The organism is Mycobacterium scrofulaceum (assembly GCF_002086735.1).
Taxonomy (GTDB): domain Bacteria; phylum Actinomycetota; class Actinomycetes; order Mycobacteriales; family Mycobacteriaceae; genus Mycobacterium; species Mycobacterium scrofulaceum.
Window position 1 is genome coordinate 65,900 of the sequence record NZ_MVIJ01000028.1, and the last position, 12,139, is coordinate 78,038.

Here is a 12,139-nt window from a genome sequence, read left to right on the forward strand (position 1 = left end):
CACCCTGTTCGTCATAGCGGTCGCCGAATAGCGACGTAGGTACCCAGCCGGCTGATCTGCACCGAGGCACCGGGGTAGGGCGCCTCGACCACCAGGTTGTTGCCGATTGCCAGCTGGACGTGACCGGCGTGCGGGAAGACGAGGTCACCGGGACGGATTTGCGAACGGGGCACCGGAATCCCATCGTTGATCTGCTGATAGGTGGTGCGGCCCAAGTGAATTCCCGCCCGCGCATAGCTCCACTGCACCAGCCCCGAACAGTCGAACTCATCGGGCCCGGTCGCGCCCCAGACGTAGGGTCGGCCAAGCCGCGACAGCGCGGCACGCACCGCAATCGCGGCGCGCCCCTTCAACGCCACTCCACTGGCGCGGTGATGCAGCAATTGGTAGCGCAACGTCCGCAGTTCCGCGAGGCGCCGCCGGGCGCGAAGGCGGGCCGAAATGACGTGTGCGCGTTGCGCCCGCAGTCGCGCCGCGCGGCGACGCATCGCCTCGCGCTGGGCCATCGGCGTCACCGGGACGACGGTGTCGGCGCGAGCCTCGTCGAGGACACTTCGGGTCAGATCGCGCGCCTGGGTCCGATCCCGATGGGCCCGGGCGATGACGTCCGCCGCCGCCGCGTCGGTGGCCGCCGCCCACGCGAGCCGTTGGCCGCTCTGATCCACCGCGCGCCGGTAGCCGCCGCGGGCCAAGCCGTCGTTCCGCCCGACGGCTCGCCGGAGCACGGCGCGGTAATGGCCAGTGTCGGCGTCCAGCGGCGGGGGCTGGGAGCCGCCGGCGAACATGTCGTGCGCGCGGCTCAACACCGCGATTTCGCTGTGGGTCACTGTGCCCCCTCGCGCTGTCGGCTCCCCGATTCGACGGCGTCGGTGAAGGCCCGCACGCGGGGGAGTGCTCCCGGCGGGATCACCCCGCGGTTACGGATGTCCCAGATCTCCTCCACGTCCACGCCCACCAGCGCGGCGATGATGGTCTCCGGCAATGACGATTGTGCGCAGGCCCGGTCGAACCGAGCGCTCAAGCTGGTCGGCATCCGTTTGAGCAGGGCCGTGCGGGTGGCCTCGAGGGCTCGGAGATGTTCCATCAGTCGATCCGTGGAGTCCGCTCCGGCGTTCACCGCCACCCGCCAGGAGCCGGCGGCCAGCATCTCGGCCTTCACGCACTGAGCGATCACAGACAGAATATACGTCTCATATTCGTTTGATGTTGTCGCAGGCAAGCGATCGATGACGGATTTGAGCGCTTCCAGCTGGGCCTCGGCATACCCTTCCAGCACTTCCGTATCGCTGTGGCGGTCCACGACGACGGGCCCGGTGCGCCTTGCCGGGACGGCGACAGGCGGTTGCGCGGCCATCAGCCTGGCCAGTTCCGCATCCGGGTCGGCCGCCACCAACAGCCGAGAATAGGTGCCCGGCGGGAGGCCCAGGCCGTTTTCAACCTTCTGAACTGTGCTTTTGTGCGGCTTGCGTGCGCCGCGTTCCAGAAAGCTCAGCCCCATGATGCTGACACCGGTCGCGGCGGCGAGGTCCGCCAACGACCAGTCGCGCGATTCCCGCAGTGCGCGGATAGCCGCGCCGGCCGATTCACGGCTCACCGCACGCTCCGGCCATAGGCCGGATAGTACACAGGCCGTGGCGTATCGCTCTGTTTATACGTTTTCGTCTCGTTTCTCTTGCGCTCAGCGGGTGCGTCTGTATACGCTTTTGCCTACGTTTCGAGTTCGACAAGGAGACCGACATGGGACACCCCTGCGCTGCCAACCCGGAGCTGTGGTTCGGCTACCCCGACGACGATGGCGGTGACGGCGCGGCCAAGGCCCGTGCATACGAGCGGTCGGCCGTCGAGGCCCGCCTTCAGTGCCTGCGCCGCTGCCCGCTCGCGCAGCAACGCCAGTGCGCGCAGCACGCGATCGCGCACCGCGAGGAGTACGGCGTGTGGGCAGGCGTCAAGCTGCCGGGAGGCCAGTACCGCAAGCGCGAACAGTTGGCCCACGCGCACGACGTCCTTCGGCGCATCGCCTCGGGCGAGATCAACTCCCGTCAGCTGCCGGAGAATGCCGCGCTGCTCGCCACCCACGAACACGAGGCCGTTCCGGTGCCCGCCGTGGTGTTGCACCTGCCCCTCGCACAGGTCGGGCCGCGGTCGGCCGCCTGACTTTCCCTCCTGCCTGACGGCCGTTTGCTGACGCAACCAACGGGGTAGAGCTTCGGCACGAGCGAATCTGTCGACCAGAGGCGGGATCCATGACGTTCGACCTGACCCCGACCGCAGCGCAACACGACCTCGCCCGGCGAACCCATCAGTTCGCCGAAGAAGTGATTCGCCCCGTGGCGCTCCACTACGACCAACGGCAGGAGTTTCCGTGGCCGGTGTTGGAGGAGGCCGCCCAACGGGGTTTCTACAGCCCCTTGTTCTATCGCGACCTGATCGGCGACCCGACCGGTCTTTCTTTGCCCATGTTCATGGAGGAGCTGTTTTGGGGGTGCGCCGGGATCGGCCTGGCGATCGTCATGCCTGCGTTGGCCCTGTCGGCGATCGGGCAGGCCGCTTCTCCCGAGCAGATGTTGGAGTGGGCGCCCGAATGCTTCGGCACCCCGGGCGATCTCAAGCTCGCCGCGCTGGCGATCTCCGAGCCCGAGGGCGGCAGCGACGTACGCAACCTGCGCACTCACGCGCGCCGCGACGGTGACGACTGGATCATCGACGGCCACAAGATGTGGATCGGCAACGGCGGCATCGCCAACGTGCATGTGGTCAACGCTGTCGTCGACGAGGAGCTCGGCCATCGCGGTCAGGCGCTGTTCGTGGTGCCCGGCGGCACGCCAGGGCTGAAGCTGGTGCGCAAGCTCGACAAGCTGGGCTGCCGCGCGTCCCACACCGCCGAGCTGCTGCTCGAAGGCGTCCGCGTTCCCGGCGCCAATCTGCTTGGCGGACAAGAGAAGTTGGAGCACAAGCTGTCGAAGGCACGCGAGGTGGTCGCGGGCGGAAAGCGTTCCGGGTCCGCGACATTGGGCACGTTCGAGCAGACCCGGCCCATGGTCGCGGCCCAAGCCATCGGGATCGCGCGCGCCGCGCTGGAGTACGCGACGGCGTACGCCACCGAGCGCGAGGCGTTCGGCGGCCCGATCATCGACAACCAAGGCATCTCCTTCCCGCTGGCGGAGCTGGCCACCCAGATCGACGCGGCGCGGCTGCTGACCTGGCGGGCCTCGTGGATGGCGGCCAACAATGTCCCGTTCGAACGCGGCGAAGGTTCGATGTCGAAGATGGCGGCCAGCGAGGTGGCCGTCAAGGCCACCGAACGTGCCATTCAGACGATGGGCGGCTGGGGCTACATCACCGACCACCCGGTGGAGAAGTGGTATCGGGATGCCAAGCTGTACACCATCTTCGAAGGAACCAGCGAGATCCAGCGGATGGTGATCGCCAACGCGCTGGGCGCCTCCGTGGGCACACCGCCACTGCATGTGGTGCTCGAGCCTTCCGGCGGCCCGCTGAATCGGGTTTTCGGTCGCGGCACCCCGCTGCGTTCGCGCGCCGCCGACACCGCCCTGTCGATGCAGGACCGGGTGCCCGACCCCGTCATGCGGCTGGCCATGAAGGTGCTGCGCCCGCCGCGCAAGTAGCGGTGCGCGGGTACCGTCGCGGTGAACCATGAGCAACCTCGAGCCGGCGCCGGTCGAAGTCGCCTGCGCCGCTTCACCGGCCGCGGGCGTCGAGGTGCTGCGTCCGCGCGACGTTCCCCTCGGCGGGCCGCGGGCCATGCGGGTGCAGCGCACGCTTCCGCAACGCCAGCGCTCGCTGATCGGGGCGTGGTGTTTCGTCGACCACTACGGCCCGGCGTTCGCACGCATGGACGTCCCGCCGCATCCGCATACCGGATTACAAACGGTCAGTTGGTTGTTCGGTGGGGAGGTGGAGCACAACGACAGCGCGGGGGTGCGTGCGACGGTGCGGCCCGGCGAGTTGAACCTGATGACCGCGGGCTCCGGTATTTGCCACTCCGAGGTTTCGGTCCCGTCGCCGGCCGCCCTGCACGGTGTGCAGCTCTGGGTGGCGCTGCCCGGTCCGGATCGCGACGCCCCCCGCGACTTCGCGCACTTCGTGCCGGAGCCGGTGCCGCTCGCCGGTGCGACGGCGCGCGTGTTCCTCGGCGCGCTCGCGGGCGACAAGTCCCCGGTGCATACCTTCACTCCGCTGCTGGGCGCGCAGGTGGATCTCGACGCGGGAGCGCGCCTGGACCTCGACACCAACCCGGCGTTCGAGCACGGCGTACTGTGCGACGCCGGCGCCGCCCGTGTGGAGGCGCACCCGCTCACCGTCGCGGAGCTGGCCTACCTCAGCCCGGGCCGTTCCTCGCTGCGCCTGGCCAACGTGGGGGAGGGGCCCGCGCGAGTATTACTGCTCGGCGGGACACCGTTCACCGAAGAATTGGTGATGTGGTGGAACTTCGTGGGACGAAGCCACGACGACATCGTGGCGTACCGCCAACTGTGGGAGGACGGCGACGAACGCTTCGGCGCCGTCCACGGCTACCGGGGTTCGCTGGCCCGGCTGCCCGCCCCGCCGCTGCCGACCACTCGGCTGCGGCCCCGACCCGTACCGCAACGAAAGGAAGGCACAAATGACCGCCGATAAGACCGGAGCCGAAGCGACCGTCACCCTCGAGGACGGCCGCTACACCATCGCCGTGGAAGGCAAGCGGGTTGGCCTCGCCGATTTCGCCGACCGCGATGACCAGCGCGTCTTCTACCACACCGAGATCGACCCGGCCTACGGCGGACGCGGCCTGGCGACCATCCTCGTCGAGCAGGCCCTCGACGAGGCGCGCGGTGAAGGCAAACGCATCGTCCCGGTGTGCTCCATGATCGGCACGGTGCTCAAGAAACACCCCGAATACGACGACATCACCGACGCCGTCACGCCGGAGATTCAGCGGTGGGTGCAGACCGGCAGTTGAGCGCTGAACGGTCGACGTTCGAACGCGCCGTGTACCCGACACCGAGTTGGCTGCGTATCGGACTACTCAACGCCGGTCGTAGTCATCCGATCGATTTCGGCCACTGATTTCAGCATGAGATGGCTGAAGATTTTGGCGTTTGGCTCCATCAGAAGCGCTCGGCCGTTCCTCGAGCACAATTCGGTGATGCCTTCGGCTATGGGAATCGACTTCACAACGTGGTTAAAACCCCGTGAATACAGCTGCGACCAAAGGCTCGGCCGACCGATAGGTGTGTAGGCGGTGCTTGTCCAGTCCCATATCAAGTACTTTTCAGCCAGCTCGAAAGTCGAGAACTTTGCAGCATCATTACGCCTGTGACCGCGGTCGTCAACCGTATCGACCATCCACCACCGGCCGTCCTGACGAACGTGTACCGAATAGTCCGCTGTAGCGAATGAAACCGTACAATCTGCACACGTGGTCGAAACGGATATTGGATCTCCTCCCATCCATTTGCCGAACCGATACCATCGTTCGGTCAGGCGGGAAAAGTCCGTTGGGCTACGTTTCAACCAGATGTGCACGTGTTGGACCGCCTCCGTACCCGCAACAATTTTCCGATTATCCGCCCGGAGGGCCAAAGTATTTGTCCGCGAGCACCTTCGCGAGGTTTAACAGTTCTTCGCATGATTTATCGGCCCTCGCATCGTTGAAGAGCTCCTCGATGCGCTGCATGTTGTCTCGAATCCACACCACCATAGCCTCTGATGATACGGCGTTTGTCTCGTCGAAGTCGTCCAGGTACTGGCGAATAAGCGACGCACGGAACCAGTTGTCGGGCACCGCGGCCAACTTGGCCGGGGCGAAAGTGAAGCCAATTTGGCCCCGATCATTAGAGATATGCCAACTGACTAGCGGGCCCGTTACAGTTAGCGACGCATTGATAGTCGGATTTCCGGATGTTGCCGAGTCGGTAATATGGTAACGCGGGTCCAAGTAAAGAAAGTCCAGATATTGCAGGTAGAACCGTAGCAACGTCGTCATTATTTATCGACCTCCTTCAATCTGGCGGTAGGAGTGAGTTGTCGCCCACTCGCCGATAACCGTGTGCCTCCAGATACCGAAGTTCTGCACCCGTGAACGTATTGGGGTTAACGCGGTAGAACGGTACCGATAAGTTGATCTTATCTTGATTTGCGATAGCCACGTCGAGCACATGCTGATTGGCCGCAAGCCTCTCGGTCGGCGACAGAGAGTTCCACGCTTCACCGAGGTCGAAGTAGCTGGCTCCATGTTGTTGCGCTACATCAATGTAGGAAGGCCCGCCTGTTGGAGGCTTGAAGGGACCGAGGACGGTTTCGCCGCTTCCGGTCAGGTGTTGTTCGGACAGCGCTCGCAACTCCGGCGTCATGTAGTCGAGGGGGTTGTCGAGGATGAACTCCGGATGGGTCGGGTCGATAACCACCGGTGGTGGGCCGTCCGGGGGCACCGGCACATGCGGGCCTGCGGGTCCATGCTCAGCCGGAATGTCACCGCTGCCGCCCGAGTGCGGTGCGTGCTCAACGACGGGCGGCGGGCCAGGGTGGCCGGCGCCCGGCACAGGTTGTCCGCTGACATCCGGAATGGGCGAGCCATGCTGGGGCAGGTCCGCTTCGGCAATTGCCGCGCGCATCTCGGCCCCGCTCAGCGCGCGGGGCAGGACGTTGTCGGCAGAAAGGCCCTGCAACGCTTCGCGACTGAACAGCGTCTTCAAGCCTTGCCAGGCCGCCTCACCGCCGGCCTTGAGTTCAGGGCCGCCGACCGCCAAGGTGATCGCGCTCCACAGCGGTTCGGGAGTGGCTTCCACCTTCCCGGGATCGGGTGTCCGCATGCCGGTCAACTTGCCGCCGCTGAAGGTATAGGACGTGCCCATAGCCTGATCGAAGAATTCGCCCGTGCCGTTCTTGAGCTGCCCGTAGACCTGCACGGGCTGTCCGTCCACCGTGTACGTGAACATGAAACGACCGTCAGGAGTGGTGGTTATCGACGTGGGGTCGATGCCCTTGTAGTCGGGGATCTTGCCCAGGTCGTCGAGCGCGTGGGCGAGGTCCGCTTTCAGCTTAGGCAGACTCGCGTTGGCGGCCTCGCCCTCCGGCGACCCAGGTCCATGGGTATAGAGGTCGGCCATGGCCTTGTCCAGGGCAAGCTGCGCGGCACGCACCTTACCCATCTGATCCACCACAGCCTGATCGGTGATCCGCCGGATGTCGGCGAGCGCTTGCAGTTGGGCCTCGGTGGGCTTCGGCGAACCGTCGGCGTCGACATCGTGAAGGGAAGCGGGATCGTATCCGTCGGTTCGTAGGTTGCTCAGCGAATTGCGTAAGCCATCTGAGTAGCCATTGCGTATCGAATGAAGCTGTGCCAGTGCAGCTTTCGTGTCGTCGATGGCATCGCTCTCGCAATTGTGAACGAGGGTATCGAGGGTGTGCCGGTCCTCCGCGCTGAGGTTGCCGGCTTGCTCCATTGCGACAGCTTGGCCGATCAGGCCGTCGAGCGTTTGCAGCTGGTTCTCGAGCGTCGCGATCTCTCCCTCCGCGGCCTTCTGCGCCTCGGCCAAGGAGGCCGCGATGGTTTCCAGGTCGACGCCGATCTTGGGCAGCTGGAGGGACTGAAGACCGAGAGACTGGGTCACCCGCTGCACTTCAGCGGAGTCGTTGATCGGATGACCGCCATCCCGGCGGTTCCACGCAGCGTCGAAACGCTTGCGAGCTTGCTCGAAGGCGTGCTGGGCCTCAGCGGTGCATCGGCCCGCTCGGTGGAAGACTTCCGCCAGCGAGGAGATCTGCCCGGGGCTCCCGGCTTGCAAGCTTTTGTTGATCGCCCACGGATCGCCGCCGGCCTCGGCAATCAGCGCCGCAATGCTTATATAGCGCAGCTGCATCGCGCCACCCGTAGCTGCGCTGCCTCAAGCACCGCGACGAACATTGCCACCCCCCCTGAGCTGGCAAATACGCTACTAACGCGGTTGCTGACGTCAATTCACTGCGCCGACCGTGTCCGAGGAGCCGAGACCCATGGCCATGGTGGCGCTGGCCTTCAAGGTTGTGTTGCTTGCCGTTCTCGTCGGCGGCACGGTGGCGCTCGTCGTTCGTGCCTCAGCGGCTCGCGGGGCTGACCGGGGTGCGCTGAGGCCCCCGCACGACGACCTCGGAAAGCACGGAGGTCACGAACTCGTCGAGCCCGTGACCTCAGCGCCACCAAATCAAATGTGGGCGAAGGGGGACTTGAACCCCCACGTCCCGAAGGACACTGGCACCTGAAGCCAGCGCGTCTGCCATTCCGCCACTCGCCCGGAAAAACAACCGATGGACCATATCACTCTAATAGCCGCATTCCCCAACCCGCCTGGTCGGGCCTCCAAGCCGCTGGGCGCGGCGGGACATCACGTCTGAACAGGGCTGACGCAGTTCTCAGAGTTTCGACGGTGCCCCGGCGGCACACTGTGCCGATAGCATGCTGGAGTGGAAGGTGACCCCGCGAATCGTTTGCCGCACGCCGGCGATGTGCTGCGGCAAGTGCGGGCGAACGCCGGGGCATGAGTAGCCAACGGGGGCTGGCGGCGCGGATCGAGCGCAAGCTCGAGGCGACGGTCGACAACGCGTTCGCCCGCGTGTTCGGGGGGTCGATCGTTCCGCAAGAGGTCGAGGCGCTGCTGCGCCGCGAAGCCCGCGACGGCGTCCAGCAGCTGCACGGGAATCGCCTTTTGGCCCCCAACGAATACATCATTACCCTCGGTAGGCACGACTTCGAGAAGGTGAGCGCCGACACTGATCTCACCTCGGGCGCGTTCGCTAGGTACTTGGCCGACTACATCCATGAACAGGGGTGGCAAACGTATGGTGAGGTGGTCGTCCGGTTCGAGCAATCGTCGAACCTGCGTACCGGCCAGTACCGCGCCCGTGGTGCTGTCAACCCCGATGTGCAGCCCCGCCCGTCGGTCCACGATCCCGTCCGGCCACAATCAGATGATGCGTTCGGCGCAGAACGAGGAGTAGCACCAATGACTGACGATTCGAGCTACCGCGGGGCTCAGGGGCCGGGGCGGCCCAGCGACGAGTATCACGACGACCGTTACGGGCGTCCGCAAGAGGGTGGCGCGGAGCCGCAGGGCGGCCCTGACCCGCGTGGTGGATACCCGCCCGAGCAGAGCGGCTACCCGCCGCCGCAGGGCTACCCGCCGCCCCGCCAGCCCGAACAGGGCGGCTATCCGGAGCAGGGTGGCTACCAGGCCCCCGGCGGCTACCCCGACCAGCGCGGCTACCAGCCCCCGGGCGGCTACCCCGACCAGCGCGGCTACCAGCCCCCGGGGGGCTACCCCGAACAGGGCCAAGGGGGGTACCCCCCGCAGTACGAGCAGCGTCCTCCCGCGCCCGGCGGGTACGGGGGCCAAGGCTACGACCAGGGCTACCGTCAGGGCGGCGGCTACGGTCCTCCCGGCGGCGGTCAGCCCGGCGGCGCTCAGCCGGGCTACGGCGGCGGATACGCCGAGTACGGCCGCGGGCCGGCGCGCCAAGACGAGGGTGGTTACGCTGCGCCTGAGCAGCGACCCGCCTACCCCGAGCAGGGCGGCGGCTACGAGCAGGGCGGTGGTTACGAGCAGGGCGGCTACGAGCAGCCCGCGGGCTACGACCAGGGTTACCAGCAGGGCGGCTACGGTCGGCAGGATTACGCCGGGGATTACACGCAGTACGCCGAGAACGTCCCAGGCGGGGGATACCCGGGCCAGGGCGGTTACCCGGAGACCGCGCACCGCGACTACGACTACGGTCAGCAGGCTGAGTACGCGCAGCCGAGCGAGTACGGCGCACCCGCTGACTACGGACAGTCGGCCGACTACGGTCAACCGGCCGGCGGCTACGGCGGCTACGGCGGCGGTTACGGCGCGGCCGGGACGACGGTCACGCTCCAGCTCGACGACGGCAGCGGCCGCACCTATCAGCTGCGTGAGGGCTCCAACATCGTCGGCCGAGGGCAGGACGCCCAGTTCCGGCTACCCGACACCGGCGTGTCACGCCGTCACCTCGAGGTCCGGTGGGACGGGCAGGTGGCGCTGCTGTCGGACCTGAACTCGACCAACGGCACCACCGTGAACAACGCGCCGGTGCAGGAGTGGCAGCTGGCCGACGGTGACGTCATCCGTTTGGGCCACTCGGAGATCATCGTCCGGATCCACTAGACCCACCGGGCTCGACGCTGCCGTGCTTCGCCCCGTGCCGACCGCCGTCCAAGTATCGTGACGTTGCCGATGTGCTCGGGGTCACGGGCGCCAGGGGGATGACGCCAGGACGGAAAGGACGCCAGATGCAGGGACTCGTACTGCAGCTGACGCGTGCCGGATTTTTAATGTTGTTATGGGTATTCATCTGGTCCGTGTTGCGAATCTTGCGGACCGATATCTATGCGCCCACGGGTGCGGTCATGGTGCGCCGCGGCTTGGCCTTGCGCAGCACCCTGCTCCCTTCGCGGCAGCGCCGGCATGCCGCGCGGTACCTGGTGGTGACCGAAGGCGCGTTGGCGGGCGCGCGCATCACACTCAGCGGGCAGCCGGTGTTGATCGGCCGGGCTGACGACTCCACCCTGGTGCTCACCGACGACTACGCCTCCACGCGGCACGCCCGGCTCTCTCAGCGCGGCTCGGAATGGTACGTCGAGGATCTAGGATCGACCAACGGCACTTACCTTGACAGGGCGAAGGTGACGACTGCGGTACGAGTTCCGATAGGGACGCCGATTCGGATCGGCAAAACGGCGATCGAGTTGCGCCCGTGACCCTGGTCCTGCGATATGCCGCGCGCAGCGATCGCGGCCTGGTGCGCTCCAACAACGAAGACTCCGTGTACGCCGGTGCGCGGCTGCTGGCCCTGGCCGACGGCATGGGCGGCCACGCCGCCGGCGAGGTCGCCTCGCAGCTGGTGATCGCCGCACTCGCCCACCTCGACGACGACGAGCCCGGCGGCGACCTGCTGGCCAAGCTCGACGCCGCGGTGCGCGCCGGCAATGCGGCCATCGCGGCGCAAGTGGAGGCCGAGCCAGAACTCGAGGGCATGGGCACCACGCTCACCGCCATCCTGTTCGCCGGCGACCGGATTGGCTTGGTGCACATCGGTGACTCGCGCGGATATCTGCTGCGCGACGGCGAACTCACCCAGATCACCAAGGACGACACGTTTGTCCAAACGCTCGTCGACGAAGGCCGGATCACCCGGGAAGAGGCCCACAGCCACCCCCAGCGGTCACTGATCATGCGCGCGCTGACCGGGCACGAGGTCGAACCCACGCTGACCATGCGCGAGGCCCGCGCCGGGGACCGCTACCTGCTGTGCTCCGACGGACTCAGCGACCCGGTGAGCGACGAGACCATCCTCGAGGCACTGCAGATCCCAGACGTCGCCGAAGCCGCCTACCGCCTCATCGAGCTCGCCCTGCGCGGCGGCGGCCCGGACAACGTGACCGTGGTGGTCGCCGACGTCGTCGACTACGACTACGGCCAGACGCAGCCGATCCTCGCGGGCGCGGTTTCAGGTGACGACGACCAGATGACCTTGCCCAACACGTCGGCGGGTCGGGCATCCGCGATCAGGCCCCGCGACGAGGCCGCCAAACGCGTTGTGCCGCAACCGGAAACGCCAGCCCGGCCGCGATGGCCCCGCCGGCGAATGTTCTTCGTCGTGACCCTGGCGGTGTTGTTCGTCCTCTCCGGCCTGGCGGTCGGGTGGTGGGTCATCCAGCGCAACTACTACGTCACCGAATACGACGGCAAGGTGTCGATCGTCCGCGGAATCCAGGGGTCCTTGTTGGGCCTTCCCCTACAAGAGCCCTATTTGGTGGGCTGCCTGAGCGCCCACAACGAACTGTCGCTGATCAGCTACGGCCAGTCCGGTCACTCGAATTGTCAGCTGATGACACTCCGGGATCTGCGCCGCCCCGGACAGGTCCAGGTTCAGACCGGGCTGCCGGGAGGCAGCCTGGACCAGGCCGAGTCACAGTTGCGGCAACTGCTGGCCGAATACCTCTTGCCCACCTGCCCATCCCCGCGCGCCACGTCGCCGCCGGGGTTCCCGACGCCCGGGAGCGGCACCCCCGAGTCCACTGTCGCGACACCGCCAGCACCGTCCACGCCACCCACCACCGCCTCCGCCGGCCCCAGCATCCCAACTC

At 66.7% G+C, this 12,139-nt stretch carries 11 protein-coding genes and 1 tRNA gene; 7 read left to right on the forward strand and 5 right to left on the reverse strand.

Annotated elements, in window-relative coordinates; genetic code table 11:
- Nucleotides 1–11: 11 nt before the first annotated feature.
- Together BST44_RS18165 and BST44_RS18170 are read right to left on the reverse strand one after the other, a co-directional pair.
- On the reverse strand, nt 12–827 hold the full coding sequence (locus BST44_RS18165; protein WP_083178492.1) for a C40 family peptidase: 816 nt from the start codon (nt 825–827) through the stop codon (nt 12–14).
- A complete protein-coding gene (locus BST44_RS18170; RefSeq protein ID WP_083178493.1) occupies nt 824–1,594 on the reverse strand; it encodes a helix-turn-helix domain-containing protein in 771 nt (256 codons plus the stop codon). The genes BST44_RS18165 and BST44_RS18170 overlap by 4 nt, the downstream gene beginning before the upstream one ends.
- Nucleotides 1,595–1,737: 143 nt before the next feature.
- On the opposite strand from BST44_RS18170, the gene BST44_RS18175 reads away from it, so the two are divergent.
- From BST44_RS18175 to BST44_RS18190, 4 genes are all read left to right on the forward strand, one after another.
- A complete protein-coding gene (locus BST44_RS18175) occupies nt 1,738–2,154 on the forward strand; it encodes a WhiB family transcriptional regulator (protein ID WP_083178494.1) in 417 nt (138 codons plus the stop codon).
- An 89-nt stretch (nt 2,155–2,243) separates the two neighbouring features.
- Nucleotides 2,244–3,626, forward strand: coding sequence for an acyl-CoA dehydrogenase family protein (locus tag BST44_RS18180; RefSeq protein ID WP_083178495.1), 1,383 nt, complete (start codon nt 2,244–2,246; stop codon nt 3,624–3,626).
- A 28-nt stretch (nt 3,627–3,654) separates the two neighbouring features.
- Nucleotides 3,655–4,638 (forward strand): pirin family protein, encoded by a 984-nt coding sequence (locus BST44_RS18185; RefSeq protein ID WP_083178496.1) that lies wholly within the window; start codon nt 3,655–3,657, stop codon nt 4,636–4,638.
- Nucleotides 4,625–4,960: a GNAT family N-acetyltransferase gene (locus tag BST44_RS18190; protein WP_083178497.1), complete on the forward strand. Its 336-nt coding sequence runs from the start codon at nt 4,625–4,627 to the stop codon at nt 4,958–4,960. Before BST44_RS18185 ends, BST44_RS18190 begins: the two co-directional genes overlap by 14 nt.
- Before the next feature lie 603 nt (nt 4,961–5,563).
- Here the strand turns inward: BST44_RS18190 and BST44_RS18200 are convergent.
- The 3 genes from BST44_RS18200 to BST44_RS18210 form a co-directional block, all read right to left on the reverse strand.
- Nucleotides 5,564–5,986, reverse strand: a complete 423-nt coding sequence (locus tag BST44_RS18200; RefSeq protein WP_083178499.1) for a hypothetical protein — start codon at nt 5,984–5,986, stop codon at nt 5,564–5,566.
- A 16-nt stretch (nt 5,987–6,002) separates the two neighbouring features.
- Nucleotides 6,003–7,862 carry a putative alpha/beta hydrolase gene (locus BST44_RS18205; RefSeq protein ID WP_083178500.1) on the reverse strand — a complete coding sequence of 620 codons (1,860 nt, stop codon included), beginning with the start codon at nt 7,860–7,862 and terminating at the stop codon, nt 6,003–6,005.
- 328 nt (nt 7,863–8,190) lie between these two features.
- Nucleotides 8,191–8,273 (reverse strand) — tRNA-Leu (locus tag BST44_RS18210).
- A gap of 243 nt (nt 8,274–8,516) precedes the next feature.
- On the opposite strand from BST44_RS18210, the gene BST44_RS18215 reads away from it, so the two are divergent.
- The 3 genes from BST44_RS18215 to BST44_RS18225 form a co-directional block, all read left to right on the forward strand.
- Nucleotides 8,517–10,157, forward strand: coding sequence for an FHA domain-containing protein (locus BST44_RS18215; protein ID WP_083178501.1), 1,641 nt, complete (start codon nt 8,517–8,519; stop codon nt 10,155–10,157).
- Between the two features lie 125 nt (nt 10,158–10,282).
- On the forward strand, nt 10,283–10,750 hold the full coding sequence (locus tag BST44_RS18220; RefSeq protein ID WP_046183038.1) for an FHA domain-containing protein FhaB/FipA: 468 nt from the start codon (nt 10,283–10,285) through the stop codon (nt 10,748–10,750).
- A partial coding sequence (locus BST44_RS18225; RefSeq protein ID WP_083178502.1) for a PP2C family protein-serine/threonine phosphatase occupies nt 10,747–12,139 on the forward strand: 1,393 nt, incomplete at its 3' end. The genes BST44_RS18220 and BST44_RS18225, both read left to right, overlap by 4 nt.

Coding starts and splice junctions, on each gene's coding strand:
- BST44_RS18175 (WP_083178494.1), top strand. CDS start 1,738: ATGGGACACCCCTGCGCTGCCAACCCGGAGCTGTGGTTCGGCTACCCC.
- BST44_RS18180 (WP_083178495.1), top strand. CDS start 2,244: ATGACGTTCGACCTGACCCCGACCGCAGCGCAACACGACCTCGCCCGG.
- BST44_RS18185 (WP_083178496.1), top strand. CDS start 3,655: ATGAGCAACCTCGAGCCGGCGCCGGTCGAAGTCGCCTGCGCCGCTTCA.
- BST44_RS18190 (WP_083178497.1), top strand. CDS start 4,625: ATGACCGCCGATAAGACCGGAGCCGAAGCGACCGTCACCCTCGAGGAC.
- BST44_RS18200 (WP_083178499.1), bottom strand. CDS start 5,986: ATGACGACGTTGCTACGGTTCTACCTGCAATATCTGGACTTTCTTTAC.
- BST44_RS18205 (WP_083178500.1), bottom strand. CDS start 7,862: ATGCAGCTGCGCTATATAAGCATTGCGGCGCTGATTGCCGAGGCCGGC.
- BST44_RS18215 (WP_083178501.1), top strand. CDS start 8,517: ATGAGTAGCCAACGGGGGCTGGCGGCGCGGATCGAGCGCAAGCTCGAG.
- BST44_RS18220 (WP_046183038.1), top strand. CDS start 10,283: ATGCAGGGACTCGTACTGCAGCTGACGCGTGCCGGATTTTTAATGTTG.